Source organism: Burkholderia sp. BE12 (genome assembly GCF_002959955.1).
Lineage (GTDB): Bacteria > Pseudomonadota > Gammaproteobacteria > Burkholderiales > Burkholderiaceae > Burkholderia.
Genome location: NZ_PREY01000035.1, coordinates 1 through 26745 on the forward strand (window position 1 = coordinate 1; position 26745 = coordinate 26745).

The following is a 26745-nucleotide window of genomic DNA, read 5'->3' on the forward strand; positions in this document are numbered from 1 at the left end:
GCTCTGGCCGTCGCCCCGGGCCCGCCCGGACGCGATCCGCACCGGCATCCCGTTCGTGCGTTTTTCCCCGCAATTCGACTTTTGTGCGCGCGCAACAATGGCGATGCCTCGCGCCAGGCGCCATGCGGGCACCTCGAGTCCCGCATGGCGCCTGGCGCGGCGCGCTTTAAAAACCACATCTCACGAGGACATACCATGCAACTCCAATCCCATCCGGCATGCCGGCCGTTTTACGAAGCCGGCGAACTCTCGCAACTGACCGCCTTCTACGAAGAAGGCCGTAACGTCATGTGGATGATGCTGCGATCGGAGCCGCGGCCGTGCTTCAACCAACAACTCGTCACCGATATCATTCATCTCGCACGCGCCGCACGCGACTCGGGTCTCACGTTCGACTTCTGGGTGACGGGCTCGCTCGTCCCCGAGCTGTTCAACGTCGGCGGCGACCTGAGCTTCTTCGTCGACGCGATCCGCAGCGGCCGGCGCGACCAGCTGATGGCCTACGCGCGCTCGTGCATCGACGGCGTGTACGAGATCTACACCGGCTTCGGCACCGGCGCGATCTCGATCGCGATGGTCGAGGGCAGCGCGCTCGGCGGCGGCTTCGAGGCCGCGCTCGCCCATCACTACGTGCTCGCGCAGAAGGGCGTGAAACTCGGGTTCCCCGAGATCGCGTTCAACCTGTTCCCGGGCATGGGCGGCTATTCGCTGGTCGCACGCAAGGCGGACCGCGGCCTCGCGGAATCGTTGATCGCGACCGGCGAAGCGCACGCGGCCGAGTGGTACGAAGATCGCGGCCTGATCGACGAGACGTTCGACGCCGGTGACGCGTATCTCGCGACGCGCACCTTCATCGACGTGACGAAGCCCAGGCTGAACGGCATCCGTGCGATGCTGCGCGCCCGCGAACGCGTGTTCCAGCTGTCGCGCTCGGAGCTGATGGACATCACGGAAGCGTGGGTGCATGCGGCGTTCACGATCGAGCCGAAGGATCTCGCGTACATGGAACGCCTGGTGATGCTGCAGAACCGGCGCGTGTCGAAACTGCGCACGGTGTAACGCGACGGGCGCCGCCGACGGCCGGCGGCGCCCGTTTCCGGAACGACGCTCAGGCGATCAGCCTGAGCTTTCTCGTCTCCGCGAGCCACGCCTCGAACGCCTGCGCCGGCATCGGCCGCGCGTAGTAGTAGCCCTGCGCGTGATCGACGTCGAGCTGCTTGAGGAACTCGGCTTCCGCATGCGTTTCGACGCCTTCGGCGACCACCGCGAAATTCAGCGCCTTCGCGAGCGACACGACCGAGCGCACCAGCGCCTGCGAGCGCGGATTGCGGTCGATGGCCGTGATGAAGGTGCGGTCGAGCTTGATCGCATCGAGCGGCAGGCGCGACAACTGCGACAGCGACGAATAGCCGGTGCCGAAATCGTCGAGATGGATCTCCGCGCCGAGCTGGCGGAATTGCCGCATCAGCCCGATGGCCGCTTCCTCGTCCTCGATGAAGCAGCTCTCGGTCAGCTCGATGTCGAGCAGGCCCGGCTTCAGCCCCGCGCCGTCGAGAATCGACGCGAACTGGTGGACGATGTTCATGTCCTGCAACTGCCGCGCGGACACGTTCACCGCGATCCGGATGCCGAGCCCCTTCGCCTTCCACGCGGCGGCCTGCGCGGCCGCGGTGCGCATCACCCAGCGCCCGAGCGGCGCGATCAGCCCCGACTCTTCCGCGAAACGGATGAACTCGACCGGCGCGACGAGCCCGCGATCGGGCGATTGCCAGCGGATCAGCGCCTCGACGCCGTGCACGTCGCCCGTCGCGATATCGACCACCGGCTGGTAGTGCAGCACGAACTGCTCGTCCTCGAGCGCCTTGCGCAGGTTCGTGTCGAGCCACATGTACTTCGCGACCTTCTGGTTCATCTCCAGCGAAAACACGCGATACGTATGCTTGCCCGCTTCCTTCGCGACGTACATCGCGGTGTCGGCGCTGCGGATCAGCGTCTCGAGCGAATCGCCGTGCTGCGGATACATCGCGATGCCGATCGAGCAGCTCGTGTAGACCTCCATCAGCCCGAGATGGATCGGCGTGCGCAGCCGCTCGAGAATGATCTGCGCGGTCGCTTCGAGCAGCGGGCGCGTGCCGTGTTCGAACAGCACGAGGAATTCGTCGCCGCCGAGCCGCGCGAGCGTCGCCCCGGACGGCAGGCAGCCGCTGATGATCGCCGACACGTCCTGCAGCAGGCGGTCGCCGGTGATGTGCCCGTAGTGATCGTTGACGCGCTTGAAGTTGTCGAGATCGAGAAACAGGATGCCGACCTGGCCGCGCGTCAGCTCGCTCTCCTCGGCGATCGCCGTGCGGATGCGCTCGCTGATCGCATGGCGGTTCGGCAGCCCGGTGAGCACGTCGGTGGTCGCGAGCTCGGTGAGCCGCTGCTGCGCGGTGCGCTCCTCGGTGATGTCGATGCCCGAGCAGATCAGGAACTGCTCGTCGACGCCGCTGCCGCTCTGCACGAACTTGTTGCGGAACTGGAACAGGCGCGGCCCGTTGACCGTGTTGATGTAGCGCTCGACCGCGAACGACTGGTTGCTCGCGAAGAAGCCCGTGATGTTGCTGCGCGACTGCGCACCCTGCTCGGGGCTCATGAACAGCTCGAACGCGCTGCGGCCGATCACGTCGACCTCGCGCTTGCCCGTCACTTCCTCGCACAGGCGGTTGAAGCGCTGCACCATCCCGTTGCGATCGAGGATCACGACGAGCGAATTCACTTCGGACACGACCTGCTCGGCGAACGCGAGCCCTTGCGACAGGTCGCCGGCGACGGACGCGGTATCGGAATAGGCGGACGCCGTGCCGGCCCAGTCGACCGTATTGACCTTCCTGCCGACGAGATGGAGGCTGACCGGGTTGCCGAACAGCACGATGTCCAGCACGAGGTGCGACGTGACACCGGTCAGCGCGCGGATGCGCGCGGCCTGTTCGACCGTCAGCGCGACAGCGACATTGGTCAGCCCGCGGACCGCGGCCAGTTCGAGCGCGTTGCTGTCGCTGCCGAGACGCCAGCAGGGGCTGCGCGTACCGACATGCGCCTCGAGCACCGCGCTATCGTTTTCGTCATCCATGGACACGCCCCGATCCAAAAAAACGCACAGTGTAGACGGAGGCGAGCAGGCCCGCCGCCTTCCCGGGCCGCGCCGTGCGCGTGCCCGGCAGGGCAGCCGTGATTGCCGTGGCGGCCGCCTCGTCCCGTACTTGTTTGCAGCTGATGCAACCGGCGTTCGCGCGTGATGCGCGCAGGTTCTGCCTTACGAATGATGGAAGCCATCTTATCAAATGACGATGAAGATTGGCACTCACATTTAGAGAAGAGTGTCAAGGAATCGGGACTCGATTGGCAAGCCGGATTTTTCGTGTTTGGTCGCTTGCGATCGGACGGACGACGCGCCGCGCGCCGAGGGCCGCGTGCCGGGCCGGAACCCATGACGGGCGGGCGTTCGAGGCCGATTCACAGATATGGGGCCGGATCTTATGACAAGACCGTGGCAGCAGGGTCGAATCGCATGCCGCGATCCGGTTTCCGCCATTTTTGATTCCGTTCGCGAGTGAATGCGCAGCTTTATTCCACAGTTCGTTGCAATGTCCTTCACCCGCCCCCGCGTATCCGGCGCGGGGCCCGCGCCGGATGCACCGCTCAGTCCGGCGCGCCGTAGCCGCCGCCGCCCGGCGTTTCGACGACGAACACGTCGCCCGGCGCCATCTGCGCGCGGCCGATGTGGTCGAGCGCCTCGACCGTGCCGTCCGCCCGCTCGATCGTGTTGCGGCCGAGCGCGCCGGCCTCCCCGCCCGCCGCGCCGAACGGCGCGTGGATCCGGTTGTTCGACAGGATCGACGCGGTCATCGGCTCGAGGAAGCGGATGCGCCGCACCGCACCGTCGCCGCCGCGCCAGCGCCCGCCGCCGCCCGAGCCGGCGCGGATCCGATGCGAATCGAGCCGCACCGGATAGCGCCATTCGAGCACCTCCGGATCGGTGAGCCGCGAGTTCGTCATGTGCGTCTGCACCGCGCCGACGCCCGCGAAGCCGTCGCCCGCGCCGCTGCCGCCCGCGATCGTCTCGTAGTACTGGTACCGATCGTTGCCGAATGTGAAGTTATTCATCGTTCCCTGGCTCGACGCGACGCAACCGAGCGCGCCGTACAGCGCGTTGGTGATCGCCGACGACGTCTCGACGTTGCCCGACACGACGGCCGCCGGATATTCGGGGTTCAGCATCGAGCGGGCCGGCACGATCACGGTCAGCGGCTTCAGGCAGCCGGCGTTCAGCGGGATGTCGTCGCCGACCAGCGTGCGGAACACGTAGAGCACCGCCGCCATGCAGACGGCCTTCGGCGCGTTGAAGTTGTTGTCGAGCTGCGCGGACGTGCCGGTGAAGTCGATCTCCGCACACCGCGCCGCGCGGTCGACGCGAATCGCGACGCGAATCTCCGCGCCGTTGTCGAGCGGGTAGCGGTACGCGCCGTCCTGCAGCGCGCCGATCACGCGCCGCACGGCTTCTTCCGCGTTGTCCTGCACGTGCCCCATGAACGCGAGCACGACGTCGCGGCCGAACTGCGCGACCATCCGGCGCAATTCGTCGACGCCCTTCTGATTCGCGGCGACCTGCGCGCGCAGGTCGGCCATGTTCTGCTCGACGTTGCGTGCCGGATAGCGGCCGGATGCCAGCAGCGCGCGCGTCTCGGCGTCGCGCAGCACGCCGGCCGACACGAGCTGCCAGTTGTCGATCAGCACGCCTTCCTCGTCGATATGGGTCGAATCGGGCGGCATCGAGCCCGGCGTCGTGCCGCCGATGTCCGCGTGGTGGCCGCGCGAGCCGACGTAGAACAGCGGCGCGTCCGAGCCGTCCGCGAACACCGGCGTGATGACCGTCACGTCCGGCAGGTGCGTGCCGCCGTGGTACGGGTCGTTCAGCATGAACACGTCGCCGTCGCGCATGCGGCCGCGGTTGCGCTCGATCACCGTCCGGATGCTTTCGCCCATCGAGCCGAGGTGCACGGGCATGTGCGGCGCGTTCGCGATCAGGTTGCCGTCGCCGTCGAAGATCGCGCACGAGAAGTCGAGCCGCTCCTTGATGTTCACCGAGTACGCGGTGTTCTGCAGCCGCAGCCCCATCTGCTCGGCGATCGACATGAACAGGTTGTTGAAGATCTCGAGCCGCACCGGATCGGCATCGGTGCCGAGCGAGCGGCGCGTCGGCAGCGGCGTCGTGCGCGTCAGCACGAGGTTGCCCTGGGCGGTCATCCCGGCGCGCCAGCCGGGCTCGACGACGGTCGTGCCGTTCTTCTCCGCGACGATCGCCGGGCCGTCGATCGCGTCGCCGGCGCGCAGCGTGTCGCGCACGTACAGCGCCGCGTCGTGCCAGCGGTCGCCGGAATAGAAGCGCACGGCCGTGTGTGCCTGCGGCGCCGTGCCTTCCCCGCGCGGAGCGAGCGGCGCGAGGTCGACCGGTGCGTCCGAGTGGCCGATCGCCTCGACCGACGCGAGCTCGGCGACGAGCGGCGTGCCGGGCATCAGGAACGCGTAGCGCTGCCGGTACGCGGCCTCGAACGCCTGCTGCATCGCGGCGACGCTGCCGGCCGGTACGTCGAGCGCCGAATCGGTGCCCTGGTAGCGCAGGTGCACGCGCCGCTCGGTCGCGATCCGCTCCGGCGGCACGCCCTGTTCGAGCAGCGCGCCGATGGCCTCGTCGGCCAGCCGGTCGAGCGCCGCGTTCAGCGCCGGCAGCGACGCGTCGGTCAGCACGGCCTCGACCGCGCGCTCGCGCATCGCGGTCTGGTCGGCCAGCCCCATCCCGTACGCGGACAGCACGCCCGCGAGCGGATGCGCGAACACCTGCGTCATCCCGAGCGCATCGGCCACGCCGCACGCGTGCTGGCCGCCCGCGCCGCCGAACGTCGTCAGCACGTAGCGCGACACGTCGTGGCCGCGCTGCACGGAAATCTTCTTGATCGCGTTCGCCATGCTGCCGATCGCGATCTCCAGGAAACCTTCGGCAAGCGTCTCGGGCGTCTCGCGCCGCCCGGTCGCCGCGTGAATTTCATCGGCGAGCGCCGCGAACTTCGCGACCACGCCGTCGCGGTCGAGCGGCTGGTCCGCATGCGGGCCGAACACGCGCGGGAAATGATCGGGCTGAATCTTGCCGAGCATCACGTTGCAGTCGGTCACCGTCAGCGGGCCGCCGCGCCGGTACGCGGCCGGCCCCGGGTTCGCGCCGGCCGATTCGGGCCCCACGCGCAGCCGCGCGCCGTCGAAGCCGAGCACCGAGCCGCCGCCCGCGGCGACCGTATGGATGCTCATCATCGGTGCGCGCATCCGCACGCCGGCCACCTGCGTCTCGAACGCGCGCTCGAATTCGCCGTTGTAGTGCGACACGTCGGTCGACGTGCCGCCCATGTCGAAGCCGATCACCTGGCCGAAGCCGGCCGCGCGCGCCGCGCGCACCATCCCGACGATGCCGCCGGCCGGACCCGACAGGATCGCGTCCTTGCCCTGGAACGCATCGGCGCGCGTCAGCCCGCCGCTGCTCTGCATGAACTGCAGGTTCACGCCCGGCATCTCGTGCGCGACCTGCTCGACGTAGCGGCGCAGGATCGGCGACAGGTACGCGTCGACCACGGTCGTGTCGCCGCGCGACACCATCTTCATCAGCGGCGACACCTCGTGCGACACCGACACCTGCGTGAAGCCGATGCGGCGCGCGAGTTCGGCCAGCGCGCGTTCGTGCGCGGTATGGCGGTAGCCGTGGATCAGCACGATCGCGAGCGCGCGCACGCCGTCGTCGAACACGCGTCGCAACGACGCTTCGGTACCCTGAACGTCGAGCGGCACGACCACGTCGCCATGCGCGCCGACGCGCTCGTCGATCTCGACGACCGTCTCGTACAGCGCGTCGGGCAGCACGATCTCGAGATCGAACAGGCGCGGCCGGTTCTGGTACGCGATGCGCAGCACGTCGCGAAAGCCGCGCGTCGTCGCGAGCGCGGTGCGTTCGCCCTTGCGTTCGAGCAGCGCGTTGGTCGCGACCGTCGTGCCCATCTTCACCATGTCGACCCGCTCGGGCGTGATCGGCTCGCCGGCCGCGAGGCCGAGCAGATGGCGGATGCCGGCCACGGCCGCGTCGCGGTACTGCTCGGGGTTCTCCGACAGCAGCTTGTGCGTGACGAGCGTGCCGTCGGGCCGCCGCGCGACGATGTCGGTGAACGTGCCGCCGCGGTCGATCCAGAATTGCCAGCGCGCGGTGTCGGAGGGAACGGGGGAAAGATGTCGGTCGGTCATGATGGTCGATGCGTCGTTGAATCGAGGGACGAGCGCCGCCGCACGGCGCGCGTCGCGCGCCGCGTGGGGGTACCGGTAAAAAGGGGAAAAAGGGAGAAAGCGCCGCGCGGGCCGCTGCCGCTTACGCGGCGTCGAGTTCGCGGCCGCGGGTCTCGGGCAGCGTCAGCGCGGCGACGATCACCACGCCGTACGCGGCGACCGCGAAGATGCCGATGCTCGTGCCGAGCCCGTACTGCTTGGCCAGCGCGCCGATCAGGAACGGGAACAGCGCACCGATCGCGCGGCCCACGTTGTAACAGAAGCCCTGGCCGGAACCGCGCACGCGGGTCGGGAACAGCTCGGTGAGGAACGCGCCCATCCCCGAGAAGATGCCCGATGCGAAGAAGCCGAGCGGGAAGCCGAGCCACAGCATCGACGCGTTGGTCAGGTGCAGCGACGTGTACGCGAATGCGATCACCATCGAGCCGACCGCGAACAGGATGAAGTTCGGCTTGCGGCCGAGGCGGTCGGTCAGGTATGCGCTCGTCAAGTAGCCGACCCACGAGCCGAGGATGATCATCGCGAGATAGCCGCCGGTGCCCATCACCGTGAGGTGCCGCTCGGTCTTCAGGAAGGTCGGCAGCCACGTCGTGATCGCGTAGTAGCCGCCCTGCGCGCCGGTCGTCAAGAGCGCCGCGCGCAGCGTCGTCGTGATCAGCTTCGGCGCGAAGATCTCGGTGAGGCGCGGCGCGTCGGCCACTTTCGCCTGCGCGGCCTTCTCCTTCTCGTAGACGTCCGGCTCCTTCACGTAGCGGCGGATCGCGACGACCAGCAGCGCGGGCGCGAGCCCGACGAGGAACAGCGCGCGCCACGCCTGCTCGGCCGGCAGCACCGAGAACAGCAGCGCATACAGCAGCGCGCACAGCCCCCAGCCGATTGCCCAGCCCGACTGCACGAGGCCGACCGCCTTGCCGCGGTCGCGCGCGCGAATCACCTCGCCGATCAGCACCGCACCGGCCGTCCATTCGCCGCCGAAGCCGAAGCCCATCAGCGCGCGCGCCGCGACCAGTTGATGGTAGTTCTGCGCGAGCCCGCACAGCGCGGTGAACACCGCGAACCACAGCACCGTGAGCTGCAGCGTGCGCACGCGGCCGATCCGGTCGGACAGGATGCCGGCGATCCAGCCGCCGAGCGCCGACGCGAGCAACGTGATCGTGCCGATGAAACCGGCGTCGGCGAACGAGATGCCCCAGGTCGCGACGAGCGTCGGGATCACGAACGACAGCATCTGCGTGTCCATTCCGTCGAGCATGTAGCCGACCTTGCAGCTCCAGAACGCGCGGCGCTCGCGCGGCTGCGCCTCCGCGTACCACGCGAACAGGCCGCTGCGCTCGTGGCTCGCGGGCTCGGCGGCGGGCGCCGCGAGGGTCTTGCTTTCCATGGTGATGCTCCTGTCGTGATGCGCCGTCAAATGGCGTGTGGTGCGGTGTGCCTGTCGTCGGTGTGTCGTCGGTGTGTCGCGTACGGGGCGATCGGCGGGTCAGAACACGGCCAGCGACGCGTTCGTGATGTCGGTCATCAACATGTGGCCGGGCGTATGCGCGATCGCGATCGGCAGCTTCGCGTCCATCAGCGCCGTTTGCGGCGTCACGCCGCACGCCCAGAACACCGGCAGCTCGCCGTCGCGGATCGTCACCGCGTCGCCGAATTCGGGCGCGTTCAAATCCTCGATGCCCAGCTCCCGCGGGTGGCCGATATGGACCGGCGCGCCGTGCACGCCCGGGAACCGGCTCGTGATCTGCACCGCGCGGATCGCGTCGGCGCCGCGCAGCGGCCGCATCGACACGACCAGCTGACCGCCGAAGATCCCCGCGCGGCGGTTCGGGATCGACGTACGGTACATCGGCACGTTGCGCCCCTCCTCGACGTGGCGCAACCCGATTCCTTCGCGGGCGAGCATGTCCTCGAACGAGAACGAGCAGCCGATGGCAAATACGACGAAATCGTCGCGCCACAGCGCTTCCAGCGATTCGACCCGCTCGGTCAGGCGGCCGTCGAGGTAGACGTTGTAGCTCGGCACGTCGGTGCGGATGTCGAGATCCTCGCCGAGCGAGTCGATCCGGAACGCGCCCGGTTCGCCAACGCCCAGCAGCGGGCAGGCCTTCGGGTTGGCCTGGCAGAAGCGCAGGAAATCGTGCGCGTACGCGTCGGGCAGGATCGCCAGGTTCGCCTGGGCAAACGGGCCGCAATGGCCGGCGGTCGGGCCGCGGAACGCGCCGCGGCGCACGGACTGGCGGAATTCGGAAGGCGTCATGATAGTCGGTCGCGGAATCGGGATGGGGTGGCGATGACGGTGGTGTGTCATCGGATACGGCGAAGAATAGAAAAGAAAAAATTTTGTCGCCAACGAGTTTTTTTGCGTCCGTTGTATAGAATTTCTTAACGAATCTGCGGGTTTTCCCCGGTCCCGTTCATTTTTCGTCGCCGGCAAGCTGCGCATCCACCGCTCGCCCGACCGCCATGAATACCCGTTTTCTCGAAACCTTCGTCACGCTCGCCAAGCTGCGCAACTTCCGCACGACCGCGGCTGCGCTGCATGCGACGCCGGCCGCGATCTCGCAGCGCCTGAAGGCGCTCGAGGACGAACTGCACACGGTACTCGTCGATCGCGACAGCCGCGCGTTCCGGCTCACGCCGAACGGCGAATACCTGCTCGGCTACGCGAAAGCCGTGGTCGAGGCGACGCAGGAGCTGCAGGCCGCCGCGTCCGGCGAGCGCGCGCTACGCGGCAAGCTGCGGCTCGGCGTGATCGAGACGGTCGTGCACAGCTGGCTGCCGCACTATATGCGGCGGCTCGCGGCCGACTATCCGCAGCTCGAGATCGATCTGACCGTCGATGTCAGCGTCGTGCTGCAACGCCGGCTGATGGCCGGCGAGCTCGACCTGATCATCCGCGTGGAAGGCAGCGACGAGGCGTCGGTCGTGTGCGACGCGCTCGCGAACTACCCGGTGCGCTGGATCGCGCGCGCGGGGCTGCTGCCGAACACGCGCACGGGCCTCGCGCGGCAGGTGCTGCGCCAGCCGATCCTCACCTACGGGCGCGGGACCGCACCCCATCGTGCGCTGGAAGACATCGTCCGCACGCTTGCGCATGCGCACGGCGTGCCGCTGTCGGAGACGCGCATCACCGGGTCGCCGTCGATCTCGGTGATCGTGCAACTGGTGCGCGACGGCTTCGGTGTCGCCGCGATTCCGGTGCTGTTCGTCGACGCGCTGATCGAGAGCGGCGAAGTGGTCGAACTGCCGCTGCAGCCGTCGCCGCCGTCGATCGTCGTGTCGATGTCGCGGCGGGCCGACGCGCCGCGGTTCGTGCACGGGGCGTCGATCGCGGCACGCGCGGCATGTCACGAATATTGCGAGAAGAGCACGCGGTTGCTGGTCGAAGCGCTTTGACCGTGCAGCGGTGGACGACGCGCGTTCGACATCGCGACGCGAATCGCCCACAATCGCGTTCGGCGCGTCGCCGGATCGGCGCCGCGCATCGCGAATGAAGGCCGGGCCGTCCGGCCTTCGTCGCCTCGCATGACCGTGCACGACAGGAAGGCAACATGCAGATTCGCTCCGCTTCGCCCCGCCTGAACCTCGCGCGCGTCGTGATCGTCGCGCTGTATGCCGCGTCGCTGCTGCTGCCCGTCGCGGCCGAACCGCCGAATGCGGCCGGCGCGGTGAGCTGGTGGCACGGTTACACGGTGCTCGCGCTCGGCGGGCTCGCGATCCTCGACCTGCAATTCGCATGGCTCGGCAATCCGCTGCTCGTCGTCGCACTGCTCAGGCCGAGCCGTACCGTGTCGGCGCTGCTCGCCGCGGTCGTGGTCTTTGCGCTCGGGTGGCATACGATCCCGACCGACGCGAACTACGAAACGATCCGCACGTTCGGGGCCGGGTACTACTTATGGATTGCGGCGATGGCTGGCGCCGCCGCGCTGCCGTGGATCGCTGGGCGCAGGTCGCACGAGGGCGGTGCGCCGAGCCGCACCGCCGATGCCGCGGCTGCGGCCGTGCCGACCGGCACCGGCAGCCCGGTCCGACCGAATGCCGCACCGGCAGCGGCCCGACCGTTTAGCCGGCAGAGCGGCTGGACCGTGACGGCAAACGATACGCGCATCGCGTCGACCGACCAGACCGGGACGACGCGCGGCATCGCGCTGTCCGACCTCGGCGCGATCCTGATCGAAACCAGCGACCACGGGCCGTTCGTGTCGGATGTCTGGTGGGTCCTGTTCGATACGAACAAGCAGTTCGCGTGCGGGTTCCCTCAGGATGCACACGGCGCGAAGGCGGCGGTCGACCGGCTGCTGGACCTGCCCGGCATCGATCACCGCAAGGTCATCGACGCGCAGACGTCGATCCAGCACGCGACCTTCCCGATCTGGGAGCGCGCGGCGAGTAGGCCGGCCGCGCAGGGAGAAGCCGGGGCGGCTGCCTGAGCGGCAACCCTTACGCGGATGGCCCCGCATGCGGCGGCGTCAGCTTGCCGTCGCCATACTCGCGAAGCACCTGCGAAATCACGACGCGATATCCATCGAGCCAGCGCGCCTGCTTCGCCTTCGCTTCGAGATGCGCGGGATGCCGCATCAACTGCCGCAGCGCCGCCTCGGATTCCCAGTAGTAGACGTTCTGGATCAAGCCGGCTTGCGCGTTCTCCCACGTTTCCTCGCCGAGATAGCCGGGCGTCGCACGCGCCATGTCGGCGATCTGCCGGTCGAGCCGGTGGAATTCGTCGTCGTACTGCCCGGCGCGAAAAATGAAGGTCGACGCGTACATGCGCTCCATCCGAACGATTGAAAGAGCGGCAAGTGTAAGGCACGCACGGCGTGCCGCGATCGTCAGGCGGCGAGCGGAGCGGCGTCGATGCCGGAACAGTTCGCGCAACGACAGCGGCCGCACGCATTGCACGCGAGCAGGTAGGTGTCTACCACGGCCGCCGCACCGAATCCTGATAGCGCGTGAGGATGAAGCGCGCGACGTCGTCCGAGTGATACGCGGCGACGAGCCGCGCGACCCACGGCTTCGCGCGATCGGCGTCGCGCACCGTGAGCACGTTCGCGTACGGCGAGCGGGCATCCTCCAGGCTGATGCCGTCGCGCGCGGGCTGCAGCCCGGCGCGGGCCGCGTCGTCGCTGTCGATCGCGACGAACGCGGCCGTATCGAGCGCCGCGTAAAGCCGGTCGCGGCGCAGCGCGACCAATTTCAGCCCGAGCCGGTTGCCCGTGACGTCGCGCAGCGTCGCATGCAGGCCGGCCGTGTCGCGCAGCGTCACCAGCGTGTCGTTCTGCAGCAGCACGAGCGCGCGCGCCATCCCGCGCGGATCGGCCGGAAGCGCGACCGTCGCACCGGGCTGCAGTTCGTTCAGGTTCTTCAGCTTGCGCGAATAGAACGCCATCGGCAGCGTGACGGTCGGCGCGACCTCGGTCAGCGCGACGCGCTTGCGGGCGCGGGTCGCGGCAAGCTGTTGCGCATCCTCGAAGCTGGCCGCATCGATCCGACCGTCGGCCAGCGCCGTGTCGATGCGCGACGCATCGTCGAATTCGACGACGTCGACGCCCAGCCCTCGCGCGGCGGCCACCCGCTTCACTTCGTCGAGGATCTGCGCGTGCACGCCGCGCGTGACGCCGACGCGCACGGCCGGCAACGCGGTTTCGGCAGCCAGCGCCGCTCCCTGCTGCGTCGACGCGCACGCAATCAGCAGCCACGCTGCAACGAATCGTCCGATGGCGGTCGTCATGACGCGTCCCTCAGAATCGTGCGAAACCCGATATGCGACGCACCGAGATCGGCTTCCTGCCGTTCGCGCGACGACGCACGATAGCGCACGCAGTAATCGCGCGAGCACAGGAACGAGCCGCCCTTGATGACCATCGGCGTATCGTGCGGGCGCGTCGACGGCGCGACGGCCGCCGTGTCGCCGTTCGTGTGGGATTGATGCGGGCCCGTGTACGCGTCCTTCGTCCATTCCCATGCGTTGCCGATCATGTCGTAAAGACGAAAGCCGTTCGCCGCATAGCAGCCGACGGGCGCCAGCCCGGCGTGGCCGTCCTCGGCCGAGTCGAGCACCGGAAACGCACCCTGCCAGTAATTCGCGGCCGGCTTGCCCTGCGCGTCGCGCGGCGCCGCATCGAGCGATGCGTCGTCACGGCCGGCCTTGCCCGCGTATTCCCATTCGGCCTCGGTCGGCAGGTCGCGGCCGAGCCAGTGCGCATACGCGAGTGCATCGCGCTGCGTGACGAGCGTCACCGGCAGATTGCCGAGCCCCGCCACGTCGCTGCCGGGCCCGCGCGGATGCCGCCACGATGCGCCCTTCACCCACGACCACCACGCGAGGTCGCGCGCGTTCATCTCGTCGCGCGTCGGCACATGGAACACGGCGGCGCCTCCCTGCTGCTCGGCCTCGGTCACGTAGCCAGTAGCCTGCACGAATGCGGCGAACTGCGCGATCGTCACGTCGGTCTGGTCGATCCAGAAGCCGCCGACGCGTGTGCGACCGTCGCCGACCGGGCGCTCGTCCGCATAGCCGCGCGTGCTGCCGAACACGAACGCACCGCCGCGCAGATGCACCATTCCGGCCTTCGGATCGTCGCGCCACTTCGACGGCAGCCCCGAATAGCGTTCGCACTGGCGCTCCGAACCGAGCGGCGCGAGCGCTCGGCCGCGATTGAGGTCGTCGAACGCGCCGCCAGCCGGCGCCGCCGGATTCGCATAGCCCGCCGCGAACGCGGCGGCGAACAGCGTGGCGGCCAGCGCCGCGCCGATCGTCCAGAAACGGAACCGCATCGTGTCGCCCTCCGCGCTCAGTAATAGCCGCGCGGACGCAGCGGCTCGACGCCGCCGACGTTGCTCATGTAGGCCTTCCACTGGTCGACGAGCTTGCCGATCACCGACGGGTTCTGCGCGGACACGTCGGTCGTCTCGCCGCGATCCGACGCGAGGTCGTACAGCTGCCAGTGCCCGTCGAGCGGCCCGAGCGGCGGTTCGGTCCACAGCGCCTTCCAGCGGCCGTCGGCGCTGCGCAGGTACGCGCGGCCATACGCTTCGTCGCCGAACGGCGTCGTGTGCACCTCGCCCGTCGCCGAGCCCGTGAGCACCGGCAGCAGCGACTGGCCCGTGACCGGATACACGTAGCGGTTGTTGTAGACGACCTTGCCCTTGTTCTGGTCGACGCCCGTCAGCGTGTTGACGAGCGGCGGCGCCGGCTGCGACGGCGGCGTGACGCCCGCGACCGCAAGGAACGTCGCCGTGTTGTCGGTCACGTGCGTGAACGCGCGCAGCGTCGGCAACGGCTGCGACTGGCCCGGCAGGTGCACGATGGTCGGCGTCGATACGCCGCCTTCGCCCGAATAGCCCTTCGTGAGCCGGAACGGCGCCGCGCTCACTTCGGCCCAACGCAGCCCGTACTGCAGGCGCTGCGCATTCTGCTTGCCGTTGTCGGTGCCGAGCGCCGAATAGGTCGGCTCCTGCGCGTTCGCGGTATCGGTTGCGGTCGGGTCGGCGCCGGAATCGATCGGCCAGCCTTCCGCGCCGTTGTCCGACTGGAACATGATGAACGTGTTGTCGTATTCGCCGATGTCCTTCAGGTGCTGGATCAGCAGGCCGATGTTGTAGTCGAGGTTCTCGACCATCCCCGCGTAGATTTCCATGTAGCGCGCCTGTGCCCGGCGCTCGGCCGGCGACAGGCTCGCCCACCGCTTGTCGACCTTGCCGGGGCCGTAGTCGCCGTAGCCGTCCGCGGCCGAATGCACTGCGTTGACGTACTTCGCGCCGGCCGTGCCGTCGTTTGCGGTCGCGGGCGATGCGGCCGTCGTCTCCGGCAGCCCGTCGAACGGTTTGAAATCGGCGGGAATCAGGCCGAGCGCCTTCTGCCGCGCGATCCGCGCGTTGCGGATCGCATCGTAGCCGGCGTCGTACACGCCCGCGTACTTGTGCAGCCACGGATCGGGCACCTGCAGCGGCCAGTGCGGCGACGTGTAGGCCGCGTACGCGAAGAATGGTTTGCCGTCCTGCTTGTTCGCATCGATGTACGAGATCAGCTTCTGCGTATAGAAATCGGTCGAATAGAACACGGCCGGGCTGCCGCCCGCGCCGCCCGGCTGCCCGGGCTGGCCAGGCTGCACGTAGCGGCCGTCTTCCGTGTAGTTCGACGAGCCGGCCGGCTCGTGCGCGAAGTGGTTCGTCGCCGCGCCGCCGAGCAGCACGTAGCTGCGCTCGAAGCCCCACTGGTCGGGGGTCTGCCCGCTGCCCGTCGCACTGCCGACGATCCCCGAGCCGATGTGCCACTTGCCCGCGATGTACGTGTGATAGCCGGCGTCCTTCAGCAGTTGCGCGAACGACAGCGCGCGGTCGTTCAGGTAGCCCTCGTAGCCGGGCAGCCCGCGCCGCTCGTCGGTCGGCACGCCCATCGTGCCTTCGCCGACGAGATGGTGATCGGTGCCGGACACCAGCATCGCGCGCGTGATCGCGCAGACGGCGCCCGTGTGATGGTTCGACAGGATGCGGCCCGACGCGACGAGCGCGTCGAGGTTCGGCGTGTCGATCTCGCCGCCGAATGCGTGGATGTCGGAATAGCCGAGATCGTCGGCCATGATGTACAGGATGTTCGGGCGTTTTGCCGGCGGCGCCACGCTGGCCTGCGGCGGCGGATCGCTGTCGACACCGCCGCACGACGCGAGCGACAGCGCACCGGCGATCGCGGCGCAGACGACACGGAAACGGAAGGCATGCAACGGCGACGCGGGCTTTTTCATTGTTGTGGAACGCTCGATCTACGGGATCGGCGATCTTAGCGTCGCGCGCGCGGCGCCCAAAGTCGGATTCGTCACATGCTAACGGGGTGGGGGAATATGCGATGCAGGCTCAATACGGGCCATTTCGCGCGCCCCGCGCCGCGATGCGTCAGCCGCGCCCGCCGAGGCTGCCGCCGCCGTCCACGGCCAGCACCTGCCCCGTGACGAAACCGGCTTCGTCGGACAGGAAAAACGCGATCGCGGCCGCCACGTCGTCAGGCGTGCCGAGCCGGCGCGCGGGGATCGTCGCGAGCACCTTGCGCTCGGCTTCGCTGCCGACGGGCCGTGTCTGGCGGAACAGTTCCGTCTCGATCGGCCCCGGCGCGACCGCGTTGACGGTCACGCCATGTTCGGCCAGTTCGAGTGCCCACGTGCGCGTGCAGCCAACGAGCGCGCTCTTCGCGGCCGAATACGCGGTGCGATCGAGGCTGCCGAAAATCGCACGGCTGCAGATGTTGACGATGCGCCCATGACCGCGCGCCTTCATCGCGTCGGCGAAATGCTGCGTGACCTGGATCGCGGCCCGCACGTTCAGATCGAACACGGCCTGCAGCGAGCCGAAGTCGATCTGCCCGAGCGGCTGCGGCAACGCGATGCCGGCGTTGTTCACGATGCCGTCGATATCGGCCGACGCACCGATGCGCGCGAGCGTCGCGGCCGTCTGATCGATATCGGCGAGATCGCATGCGAGCAATTCCCCGGGGAAATCGACGCCCTGCGCATGCCGCGCGAGGCCGATGACGCGATGGCCGCGCCGCGCAAGCATCGAGCTGACCGCGAAGCCGATTCCGCGCGACGCGCCGGTAACGAGATAGGTGCGAGATGACATGATTCGTGCCTCGTGCGAAAGAATCGAAGACGGCGCGATGCGTGCGCTGCCGCGCGGTGCATGCATGTTCCGCACGATTGTGCGTCACGCGGAAAAAACGCGTACGGTCGCCGTGATCCGCTGCGCGCGAGCGGGCCGCCCCGACGAGAATCGGCAGCGCGCGACGCAACGCGATCCGCCATGCGAGCACCTCGCCCGCCAGCCACGCGAGCGCGACGAGCAGCGGCGCGAGCGCCCCGACGAGAATCGGCTGCTGCGACATGCCGAGCTTCGGGCTCAGCTACGTCCACGCGACATACGCTGCGTCAACCGACCCTGCGCGACGGGCGCGGATCGCGCTCGCCGCGATCCGGCGCACCCCGCCCGTCTGTGTCATCCGACGCCAGCATCCGCGGAATCTCGTCGACCAGCGCATCGATGACGACGCGCACCTTCGACGGCACGTGCCGCGACTTCGGCCGCACCGCGAACACCTCCGCGCCCGATACGCTGTTGCTGTCCATCACGAGCGCGAGCCGGCCGTCGCGCAGGTACGGCGCCATCAGCCAGCACGGCAGCCATGCGAGGCCCGCGCCGGCGGCGGCGGCCTCCGCGATCGCCTGCAGGTCGTCGAACCGCAGGCGCCCGGCCACGCGGTGATCGTGCACCTCGCCGTCCGCGCCGATGATCCGCCACGGCACCGGCTGCCCGCCGCGCGAATACGCGATGCCGACGTGCGACGCGAGTTCGTCGAGCCCCGACGGCCGGCCATGACGTTCGAGATACGCGGGCGATGCGCAGATGCCCATGCGCTGCACGCCCAGCCGCCGGCCGACGAGCGCGCTCGTGTCGGCTAGCTCGCCGATGCGCACCGCGATGTCGACGCCGTCGTCGATCAGGTCGGCCAAGCGATCGCTGAACGACACGTCGATTTCGAGTCGCGGATGACGCTCGACGAGACGCCGCATGACCGGCGCCACGCATTGCCGCCCGAACAGCACGGGCACGCTGACGCGCAGCCGCCCGGACGGCTCGCGCCGCCCCGCGTCGAGCGCGGCCTCCGTTTCGCCGAGGTCGGCCAGCAACCGCCGGCATTGCTCGTAGTAGATGTTCCCTTCGTCGGTCAGGTTGAGCTGGCGGGTCGTGCGCTGCAGCAGCCGCACGCCGAGACGAAGCTCGAGCCGCGCGACGACCTTCGCGACCGCCGAACGCGTGACGCCGAGCCGCAGCGCCGCCGCCGCGAAGCTGCCCGACTCCACGACCTCGACGAATTCCGCGACGCCTCTCAGCCGCTCGTCCATGTGATTCCGCTCCGGTTCGTTCGCAAGTTTGTGTCCCGTATGGAAACAGTTCGTGGCCAAACTCTCGCCAATGCGTCCCGATACGCAACACTATGATAGTCCGGTCCCCTTCGAACCAGGAGTCGAACATGCATGCATGGCAACTGAAACCGGGCGACGGCGTCGCCGGGCTCCGGCGCATCGACGCCGTCCGCCGGCCGGTCGGACCGACCGACGTCGTCGTGAAGATCCACTCGGCCGGGCTGAACTATCGCGACCTGATGTTCGCGCGCGGCGATTATCTCGGCATCGGCGACGCGCCGCTGATTCCCGTGGCCGACGGCGCGGGCGAAGTCGTCGAAACCGGCCGCGACGTCACGCGCTTCAAGCCCGGCGATCGCGTCATCAACACGTATTTCCCGCGCTGGCTCGACGGGCCGCCCACGCCGGCGAAAGTCTCCGGTTCGCCCGGCGCGCAATTCGACGGCGTGCTGGCCGAACACTTCGTATCCGACGAAACCGCGCTGGTCGCGATTCCCGCGCATCTCGACTATGACGAGGCGGCGACGCTGTCGTGCGCGGGCGTCACCGCATGGAATGCGCTGTTCGCCGACGGGGGCCTGGGCCCCGGCTCGACCGTCGTGCTGCTCGGCACCGGCGGCGTATCGATCGTCGCGCTGCAGCTCGCGCACGCCGCGGGGCTGCGGACGATCGTCACGTCGTCGAGCGACGCGAAGCTCGAACGCGCGCGTGCACTCGGTGCGGATGCAACGATCAACTATCGCGCGACGCCCGAATGGCAGCATGAAGTGCTGCGGCTCACCGACGGCGCGGGCGCGGATCTCGTCGTCGAGGTCGGCGGACGCGACACGCTGCCGCGCTCGGTCGCCGCGACGAAGCTGAGCGGCATCGTGTCGGTGATCGGCGGCCTCAGCAGCTTCGGCGGCCCCGAACTCGGGCTGCTGTCGCTGATCGGCGGCATCCGGCGCCTTCACGGGATCATGGTCGGCAGCCGCGCGATGCTCGACGACGTCGTTCGTCTCGTCGACGCGAAGCGAATCCGGCCCGTCGTCGATCGCGTGTTCGGCTTCGACGAAGTGCCGGACGCCTATGCGTACCTGCAGTCGGGCCAGCATTTCGGCAAGGTCGTGATTCGCGTCGCGGCGTGACGGAGGGAAAGCGGGAGAAAGCGGCGCGACGCACGGTCACGCACGCGCATCGGCGGCGACGGACGGCGAGCATCCGCCATCCGTCGCCGCCCGCTTTACCGCACTCCTCCGTTAAAACTTGTGACGAATCCCCGCATGCACCATCAGTTGCTTCGACGTCGAAGACAGGTCCGCCGCGCCAGGGATGAGCGCCTGATCGAGCGATGAACCCGTCGCGTCGCCGGCAACCCGCTGATACGCGCCCATCAGGTACACGTCCGTCCGCTTCGACAGGTTGTAGTCGGCCATCAGCCCGATCGAATGGATCTTCGGCTTCGCGCTGCCCGTCGTCGCGTCGTAGCGCACCGTCGTGTACACGTACTGCGCGCCGACGAAGAACGCGGGCGTGAACTGGTATTTGCCGTTCACCTCGAAGTTCTGGTACTTGATCGCCGTCACCGTGCCGCCGGCGAGCGGCCCCGTCACGGGCGCGATTGTCTCGTCGCCGAACAGGTAGCCGACGTTCGCGGTCGGACGCGTGACGTTGCTGTTCGTGTACGCGAAGCCGACCGTCGCGGGCCCGGCCGTGTAGTTGATACCCGCGCCGAAGATTCGCAGCCGCGCCGACGCAAAATTCGCATCGGCGCCGACCGAGCCCGAACCCGCGACCGCGCCGCCGGACGTCGCGCCCGGGTTGTTCGCGTTCAAGAACGCAGCACCGACCAGCAGCCCGCCGTGCTCGTACTGCGCGCCCACGCTCCACACCCGGTTGTTCGCGAAGCCCGTGTCGTTGCTGAAGCTGTAGGTGCCGCCGAACGAGAAGCCCGAGAAATCGGGGCTCGCGTACTTGACCGTGTTGTTGACGCGGAACGTGTTGCCCGTGTTGTCGTTATCGAGCGGGTGCGCGAACGGATAGACGCCCCAGCTCCCGTTCGCGGTCGTCGGCGCGAGATAGTCGACCACCGAATCGTATTGCCGGCCGAGCGTCAGCGTGCCGTAGCGCGTGCTGCCGAGCCCGACGTAAGCCTGCCGCCCGAACATGCGGCCGCCCTGCGCGAGCGTGCCGCTGTTCACGTTGAAGCCGTTCTCGATCTGGAACAGCGCGCTGTAGCCGCCGCCGAGATCCTCGGTGCCTTTCAGTCCCCAGCGGCTGCCCTGCGCGAAGCCGCTCGCCATCTGCCACGCGCTGTGGCCGCCGACGTTGTTCGTATAGTCAATGCCCGCGTCGACCAGACCGTAAAGCGTGACGCTGCCCTGCGCGAACGCGGGCGCTGCGCACAGCGCCGGAATCGCGACGAAAAAAGTTCTCCAGTTCATTCGTTATCCTTATTCATTTTTCCTGTCCTGCACGCGATTACCCGCGCGATTCGCGGGCCGTGCAGGCGGTTATTCTTTGCATCCGACGCGACCGATCGCGCGCCGTCTCCTCATGTGCGGCGGGTCCCGAAAGCGTGCCGCACCGCGCCGCTCACTTCGCGCCGTAGATGTCGAAGTCGAAATACTTCCGGTTGATTCGCTGATACGTGCCATTCGCGAGAATCGTCGCGAGCGCGCGATTGAACGCGTCGCGCAGGTCGGTGTCCTGCTTGCGCAGACCGAGCCCGTCGCCCTGCCCGAAGTACTTCGTGTCGTCGATCGCTCCGCCGGCGAATGCAAAGTCCTTGCCCTGCGGCTTCTTCAGGAAACCGTCGCTGGCCGCGATCGACGCCTGGAACGCCGCGTCGAGCCGCCCCGTCACGAGATCGGCGTAGACCTGGTCCTGGTTCTGGTAAGACACGATCTGCACGCCGGCCCGCTGCCAGTTCGCGATCGCATAGTCGGCCTGCGCGGAGCCCTGCTCGACGCCGACCCGCTTGCCCTTCAGCGATTCGACCGTCGGCAGCAGCGGCGAACCCTTGCGCGCGATCAGCCGCGCTGGCGCGTTCGAGATCCGGTTCGTGAACGCGATCTGCTGCATCCGCTTCGGCGTGATCGTCATCGATGACGCGATCACGTCGAACTTGCGTGCGAGCAGCCCCGGGATCATCCCGTCGAAACTCGACTCGACCCACACGCAGCGCGCCTTCAGTTCCTCGCACAGCGCATTCGTGATGTCGATCCCGAACCCCGTCAGCGTGCCGTCCGGCAGCTTGTACTCGAGCGGCGGGTAGGTCGGATCGACCGCGAGCCGGATCTCCTTGCCCGCCCAGTCGCCTGCATGTGCCGCCCCTGCCGCCAGCGCTATCGTGAGCGCCACCATCCACTGCTTCATTGCCGTCTCCTTGTGTAAATCATGAATCGAATTCGTCCGGCGCATCGGGCACCGGCGCGCCGCGTGCGCCGCGTCACGCCAGATATCGCTCTGCCAGCGCGACCCAGTAGCTCGCGCCCGTCGCGAGGCATGCGTCGTTGAAGTCGTAGCCGGGGTGGTGCAGCCCGCATCCGGTCGCGCCGTCGCCATTGCCGTCCCCGTTGCCGATCGACAGGTAGCTGCCCGGGCACGCGTTCAGCATGAACGCGAAATCCTCGCTCGCCGCGATCGGCCGCAGGTGCGGAATCAGCGCGCCGTCGCCACCCCATTCGCGCGCGACGTCGCGTGCGAACGCCGTTTCCGCCGCGTGATTGACGAGCACCGGATAGTTGTGCCGGTAGTCGATCTCGGCCGTCGCGCCATAACTCGCGGCCTGCCCGTGCACGATCTCGCGGATGCGCCGCTCGAGCAGCGCGCGCACGTCCGGCGACAGCGCGCGCACGCTCAGTTCGAGTTCCGCGTGCGGCGGAATCACGTTCGACGCGGTGCCCGCATGGATCGCGCCCGCCGTGACGATCGCCAGCTCCTGCGGATTCACGTTGCGCGACACGATCGTCTGCAGCGCCATCACGATCGATGCGCAAACCACCACCGGATCGACCGTCGTGTGCGGCGCGGCGCCATGCCCGCCGCGGCCGGCCACCCGCACGCGCACCTCGTCGGCCGACGCCATCGCCGGGCCGTCGCAGAAGCCGAGCACGCCGGCCGGCAGCCCCGGCACGTTGTGCATCGCGAACACCGCGTCGCACGGGAACCGCGTGAACAGCCCGTCGTCGAGCATGCGCTTCGCGCCGCCGAGCCCTTCCTCCGCCGGCTGGAAAATCAGGTTCAGCGTGCCGGTGAAATTCGCGCGCTCCGCGATGCAGCGCGCGGCGGCGAGCAGCATCGCCGTGTGGCCGTCGTGGCCGCACGCGTGCATCACGCCGTCGTGCCGGCTCGCATGCGGCAGCCCGGTCGTCTCGCGGATCGGCAATGCGTCCATGTCCGCGCGCAGCCCGAGCCGCTTGCCGGCGCCGCGCGCCAGCGTGCCGACCACGCCGGTGCCGCCGAGGCCGCGCTCCACCCGATAACCCCATGTTGTCAGGCACTCGGCGACGAGATCGCCGGTCGCGCGCTCCTCGAAGCCGAGTTCGGGATGCGCGTGCAGCCGGCGGCGCAGCGCGATCATCTCGGCCTCGATGGCGGCTATTTCAGGAAAAATCCGTGTTTGATCCAACCCCGCTACTCCTTCGCTGCGTTCCGGTTGCCGATCGCCGGGTGGCGGATCGTGACGGGATCGTATGCAGCGAAAATCCCGGCGAACAGCCGCGGTTTCGTTATGATGACAACCTTTCGTTGTCGGGTATCGCACCATGAAGCTGCATCAGTTGCAGGCGCTCGTCGCGAGCGCGGAGGCCGGCAGCATCCGGGGCGCAGCGCGCACGCTCGGGCTGTCGCAGGCGGCCGTCACGCGCGCGTTGCGCGAGCTGGAGGCAAGCGAGCGCCTGCCGCTGCTCGTGCGTGCGCCGGAGGGTATCGGTTTTACCGAATACGGGAAAACGCTGCTCACGCATGCGAAGCTCGTGCTGAAGCAACTGGAGCACGCGCAGAGCGATCTCGAACGGATGCGCGGGCGCGTCGAGGGGCGGCTGAGCGTCGGCGTCACGCCATGGCTCACCATGACGTTCCTCGCGGAAACGGTGCTGCGTTTTCGAGAGCGGATGCCCGACGTGCGTCTCGAACTCTACGAGGCGCTGATCGCCGTCGCGCAGCCGCTGCTGCGCGACGGCAGCATGGATTTCGCGCTCGGGCACGTGCAGCCGGGCAGCGCGCAGGAATTCGCGTTCGAGCCGATGCTGCGTTACGAGACCTCGGTGATGGTGCGCGCCGGCCATCCGCTCGAACGCGCGCGGTCGATCCACGATCTGCTCGACACCGACTGGGTGCTGAATTACGCGGCGGACGGCCAGGCGGCGCTCGTCGACTATCTGTTCGCGCGCCACGGCGCACAGATCGACGAGCGGCGCATCGTGCGCGCGCAGTCGGTCGCGATGCTGCAGACGATGCTAGAGCAGGCCGACATGTGCACGTGGTGCCCGACGATTCTCGCCGCCGTGCCGCCGTTCGGCGAGCGGATGCGCGCGCTGTCGCTGAAGGAGACCTTCGAGCCGCGCGAGCTCGGCATCGTCACGCGCCGCAGCAGCACGCTGAGCGATGCCGCGCGCTGCTTCATCGACTGCCTGCTGCAGGTCATCCGCCGCCACGCGCGCTCCGCGCGCAAAGAGGATCTCGCGTTGTTCAGGACGGTGTCGCTGCTGATCTGACGCGCCCACGTCGCGCGTGGCGTCCGGCGGCGGACCAAACATTCACGAAAGATTTACTTGCCCATGCTTCTGTCGATTCCGCTGCTGCTGGCCACCTCGCCGGCGCATGCGCAGACGCGCCTGAGCATTTCATGCACGTCGACCACGGGGAACGGGACGTGCACGGCGTCGGTCGGGGGCGCCGTGGACGAACACGTCGCTCCATTGGCAAGCAGCCGATGTCTCGATGACGATTCTCGACAACACGAGCGTCAGCTTCTCGTGCGTCACCAACTTTCACCCGGGGCCATATTTCCGCCATGCCGAGTATTTCGAACGGGAATACCAATATCCCGACGGTCGCCACGGTTCAGTTGAGCTGTTAACGACCGACGTCGCGCCGTCGCGCGAAATTGGAAAGGTGACGATGCATCGGCGTCATGCCGACCGGCACGCCGATGCACGCGTTCTTCAATCCATCACACCACCGGATCGACCACCGCAATCGGCTCCCCACGCGCCTCGATATCGCGCCCCGCGAGCAGACACAGATCCTCGCGATGATGCGTGGCCACCACCTGCACGCCCACCGGCACGCCGTTCGCGAGCGACGTCGTGACGGCCAGCCCCGGCAGCCCCATCGCGGGCAGCGCGCGCAACGTGAGCTGCGCTTCCCACACGCGGTCGAAGCCGTCCGGCCCGTGCAGGTCGAGATCGTCGGGGAACGGCAGTTCCGACGAAACAGGCAGCAGCAGCACCGCATATTCGTCGAGAAACAGCCGCCACGCCCGCGTCAGCGTCGTGCGCCGGACCAGCGCGCGGCTAATCACGTCGGCCGGCAGATCGCGCACCTTGCCGCGCACGGCGGCGATCACCGCGGCCGCGCCCGGATCGCCATCTTGCTCGACCGCGTTCGCCAGCGCGCCGAACCCGTCGCCGAGCCACAGCTGTTCCTGCAACAGCGCCGCCTCGCGCATCGGCGGCGTATCGTCGATCTCGTCGACGGCCCAGCCCGCATCGACCAGCCGGCGCGCGGCATCGCGCAACGCGCCCTCGACTTCGGGCGCGACCTCCAGGCCGCGCGGACGCACGCACAGCGCTGCGCGCTTCGGCACCTCACGCCCGTCGAACGGCACCGCGACGTGCCACGGATCGCGTGGGTCCGGCGCGGAGAAGGCACGCAGCGCGAGCGAGAGATCGTCGATCGTGCGCGCGATCGGCCCGGCCGTCGACATCAGTTGCGCGCCGATCGCACGCTCCGGCGACGACGCATTGAACGCCGGCACGCGGCCGAGCGATGGCCGGATCCCGTGTACGCCGCACGCATAGGCCGGGTAGCGCACCGAGCCGCCGATGTCGGTGCCGACCGCGAGCGGGCCGATCCCGGCGGCCACGGCCGCCGCCGCGCCGCCGCTCGATCCGCCCGGCGTCAGTGACGGATTGCGCGGATTGCGCGTATGGCCATGCACGAGATTCGACGTGAACCAGCGCAATGCGAACGTCGGCGAATTGGTGCGGCCGAGCAACACCCCGCCGGCCTTCCGAATGTTGGCGACCACCGGGCTGTCGGCGGGCGCGATCAGGTTTTCCTGCAGGCGCGTGCCGTTGGTCGTCGCGAAGCCGGCCTGATCGACGTTGATCTTCACGGTGACGGGTACGCCCGCGAGCGGCCCCGGATCGTCGCCGCGCGCGATTGCGCGATCGACTTCGTCGGCCTGCCGCCGCACGTCGTCGGGGCGGTGTTCGACCACCGCGTTGATCGCGGGATTCACTGCGTCGAGACGATCGAGCACGGCGTCCGCCACTTCGCGCGCGGATACGTCGCGCTGCCGCACGCGTTTCGCGAGTTCGGTTGCCGACAGCTGCCAGAGTTGCGTCATGACTTCTCCTGGGTGGAAAGACATCACCATCACTCACGCGCCGCACCTTCTCACGAAAGCGCGGCGCCGCATTCGCTCACTGCGTGTCGTGCTTCGCACGCTCGGCGGCGGCGATGATCGCGTCGGCCACGGCCTTCGGCTGGCTCAGCATCGCGACATGGCTGGCGTTCACGCGCGTGACCGTCGCGCCGATCCGCTTCGCCATTGCTTCCTGCAGCGTCGGATCGATCATCCGGTCCTGCGTCGCGACGACGAACGTCGACGGCTTCGCATGCCACGCGGCCTGCGTGACCTTCTCCGAGATGCACCCGCTATACCACGGCCCCTGGGTCGCCGCAACGATGCGTTGCTGCGCGGGCGGCAGATCCGGCGCGAAATCCTGCGCGATCGCCTTGTCCGAAAGCCGTGCGAAACCGCCCGCGTCCTTGCGCAGTTCGCCGGCCCATGACGGTGCCGGCAGCCCCTGCGTGACGTCGGCGATCGACTGGCCGTTGTCGGGTGCGAACGCCGCGACGTACACGAGCGACTTCACCTTGTCGTCGTTGCCCGCATCGCTGATCACGACGCCGGCCCACGAATGCCCGACCAGCACGACCGGCCCCTTCTGTTCGTCGATCGTGCGCTTCGCCGCGGCCGCGTCGTCGGCGAGCGAGCTCAGCGGATTCTGCACCGACACCACGTGCAGCCCGCGCGCCTCGAGCAACGGAATCACGCGGTTCCAGCTCGACCCGTCGGCGAACGCGCCGTGCACGAGCACGACGTTGGCGCCCTTCAGGTCTTCCTTCGGCGCGGCCTGCGCCGCAACCGCACCGAACAGTCCACCGATTACCGCGGCGGATACCAGAACGCGTTTCATCAAACCGGCCATCGTCATGCTCCTTTGTTTGTCGTGTTGTCGAAATTAAGTACTGCAGCGCAGGG

Annotated in this window: 20 protein-coding genes; 5 read left to right on the top strand and 15 right to left on the bottom strand. The window is 68.5% G+C overall.

The features are described from left to right. Nucleotides 1-195: 195 nt before the first annotated feature. Nucleotides 196-1059: a crotonase/enoyl-CoA hydratase family protein gene (locus C4B30_RS29145; protein WP_089501241.1), complete on the top strand. Its 864-nt coding sequence runs from the start codon at nucleotides 196-198 to the stop codon at nucleotides 1057-1059. A 49-nt stretch (nucleotides 1060-1108) separates the two neighbouring features. Here C4B30_RS29145 and pdeR read toward each other — a convergent pair whose 3' ends face one another. The 4 genes from pdeR to C4B30_RS29165 all read right to left on the bottom strand — a co-directional run bounded on the left by pdeR (nucleotide 1109) and on the right by C4B30_RS29165 (nucleotide 9613). Then, a complete protein-coding gene (pdeR, locus tag C4B30_RS29150; protein WP_027782280.1) occupies nucleotides 1109-3112 on the bottom strand; it encodes a cyclic di-GMP phosphodiesterase in 2004 nt (667 codons plus the stop codon). A gap of 569 nt (nucleotides 3113-3681) precedes the next feature. Next, nucleotides 3682-7320, bottom strand: a complete 3639-nt coding sequence (locus C4B30_RS29155) for a hydantoinase B/oxoprolinase family protein (RefSeq protein WP_105133306.1) — start codon at nucleotides 7318-7320, stop codon at nucleotides 3682-3684. Nucleotides 7321-7441: 121 nt separating this feature from the next. Beyond that, nucleotides 7442-8740, bottom strand: a complete 1299-nt coding sequence (locus C4B30_RS29160; RefSeq protein ID WP_105133307.1) for an MFS transporter — start codon at nucleotides 8738-8740, stop codon at nucleotides 7442-7444. Between the two features lie 99 nt (nucleotides 8741-8839). Beyond that, nucleotides 8840-9613 (bottom strand): putative hydro-lyase, encoded by a 774-nt coding sequence (locus C4B30_RS29165; protein ID WP_105133308.1) that lies wholly within the window; start codon nucleotides 9611-9613, stop codon nucleotides 8840-8842. A 206-nt stretch (nucleotides 9614-9819) separates the two neighbouring features. On the opposite strand from C4B30_RS29165, the gene C4B30_RS29170 reads away from it, so the two are divergent. Next, a complete protein-coding gene (locus C4B30_RS29170) occupies nucleotides 9820-10752 on the top strand; it encodes a LysR family transcriptional regulator (RefSeq protein WP_027782276.1) in 933 nt (310 codons plus the stop codon). 155 nt (nucleotides 10753-10907) lie between these two features. After that, nucleotides 10908-11786, top strand: a complete 879-nt coding sequence (locus C4B30_RS29175; protein WP_089501237.1) for a hypothetical protein — start codon at nucleotides 10908-10910, stop codon at nucleotides 11784-11786. A gap of 10 nt (nucleotides 11787-11796) precedes the next feature. Here C4B30_RS29175 and C4B30_RS29180 read toward each other — a convergent pair whose 3' ends face one another. The 6 genes from C4B30_RS29180 to C4B30_RS29205 form a co-directional block, all read right to left on the bottom strand. Then, on the bottom strand, nucleotides 11797-12123 hold the full coding sequence (locus C4B30_RS29180) for an antibiotic biosynthesis monooxygenase family protein (RefSeq protein ID WP_089502295.1): 327 nt from the start codon (nucleotides 12121-12123) through the stop codon (nucleotides 11797-11799). Between the two features lie 148 nt (nucleotides 12124-12271). Then, nucleotides 12272-13084 carry a MetQ/NlpA family lipoprotein gene (locus tag C4B30_RS29185; protein ID WP_089501236.1) on the bottom strand — a complete coding sequence of 271 codons (813 nt, stop codon included), beginning with the start codon at nucleotides 13082-13084 and terminating at the stop codon, nucleotides 12272-12274. Beyond that, nucleotides 13081-14130, bottom strand: coding sequence for a formylglycine-generating enzyme family protein (locus tag C4B30_RS29190; RefSeq protein WP_105133309.1), 1050 nt, complete (start codon nucleotides 14128-14130; stop codon nucleotides 13081-13083). Before C4B30_RS29190 ends, C4B30_RS29185 begins: the two co-directional genes overlap by 4 nt. 17 nt (nucleotides 14131-14147) lie before the next feature. Then, entirely contained in the window at nucleotides 14148-16097 is a 1950-nt protein-coding gene (locus tag C4B30_RS29195) for an arylsulfatase (protein WP_089501234.1), read from the bottom strand. 148 nt (nucleotides 16098-16245) lie between these two features. Continuing rightward, nucleotides 16246-16965 carry an SDR family oxidoreductase gene (locus C4B30_RS29200; RefSeq protein WP_027782270.1) on the bottom strand — a complete coding sequence of 240 codons (720 nt, stop codon included), beginning with the start codon at nucleotides 16963-16965 and terminating at the stop codon, nucleotides 16246-16248. Nucleotides 16966-17270: 305 nt separating this feature from the next. Further along, nucleotides 17271-18245, bottom strand: coding sequence for a LysR family transcriptional regulator (locus C4B30_RS29205; protein ID WP_089501233.1), 975 nt, complete (start codon nucleotides 18243-18245; stop codon nucleotides 17271-17273). A 128-nt stretch (nucleotides 18246-18373) separates the two neighbouring features. Between C4B30_RS29205 and C4B30_RS29210 the strand changes: the two genes are divergently transcribed. Next, nucleotides 18374-19393 (top strand): zinc-dependent alcohol dehydrogenase family protein, encoded by a 1020-nt coding sequence (locus tag C4B30_RS29210; protein WP_105133310.1) that lies wholly within the window; start codon nucleotides 18374-18376, stop codon nucleotides 19391-19393. A 111-nt stretch (nucleotides 19394-19504) separates the two neighbouring features. On the opposite strand, the gene C4B30_RS29215 is transcribed toward C4B30_RS29210, so the two are convergent. The 3 genes from C4B30_RS29215 to C4B30_RS29225 all read right to left on the bottom strand — a co-directional run bounded on the left by C4B30_RS29215 (nucleotide 19505) and on the right by C4B30_RS29225 (nucleotide 22830). Continuing rightward, on the bottom strand, nucleotides 19505-20689 hold the full coding sequence (locus C4B30_RS29215) for a porin (protein ID WP_089501231.1): 1185 nt from the start codon (nucleotides 20687-20689) through the stop codon (nucleotides 19505-19507). Between the two features lie 151 nt (nucleotides 20690-20840). Next, the gene (locus C4B30_RS29220) at nucleotides 20841-21623 is read right to left on the bottom strand and encodes an ABC transporter substrate-binding protein (RefSeq protein WP_105133311.1); all 783 of its coding nucleotides are present in this window, start codon (nucleotides 21621-21623) and stop codon (nucleotides 20841-20843) included. A 73-nt stretch (nucleotides 21624-21696) separates the two neighbouring features. After that, nucleotides 21697-22830, bottom strand: a complete 1134-nt coding sequence (locus C4B30_RS29225; protein WP_373558209.1) for a M20 aminoacylase family protein — start codon at nucleotides 22828-22830, stop codon at nucleotides 21697-21699. Nucleotides 22831-23014: 184 nt separating this feature from the next. Here C4B30_RS29225 and C4B30_RS29230 point away from each other — a divergent pair, with 184 nt between their 5' ends. Continuing rightward, nucleotides 23015-23965 carry a LysR substrate-binding domain-containing protein gene (locus C4B30_RS29230; RefSeq protein ID WP_027782265.1) on the top strand — a complete coding sequence of 317 codons (951 nt, stop codon included), beginning with the start codon at nucleotides 23015-23017 and terminating at the stop codon, nucleotides 23963-23965. 458 nt (nucleotides 23966-24423) lie between these two features. On the opposite strand, the gene C4B30_RS29235 is transcribed toward C4B30_RS29230, so the two are convergent. Continuing rightward, nucleotides 24424-25824, bottom strand: coding sequence for an amidase family protein (locus C4B30_RS29235; protein WP_105133312.1), 1401 nt, complete (start codon nucleotides 25822-25824; stop codon nucleotides 24424-24426). 76 nt (nucleotides 25825-25900) lie between these two features. After that, nucleotides 25901-26692, bottom strand: coding sequence for an alpha/beta fold hydrolase (locus C4B30_RS29240; protein ID WP_105133340.1), 792 nt, complete (start codon nucleotides 26690-26692; stop codon nucleotides 25901-25903). Between the last annotated feature and the right edge of the window lie 53 nt (nucleotides 26693-26745).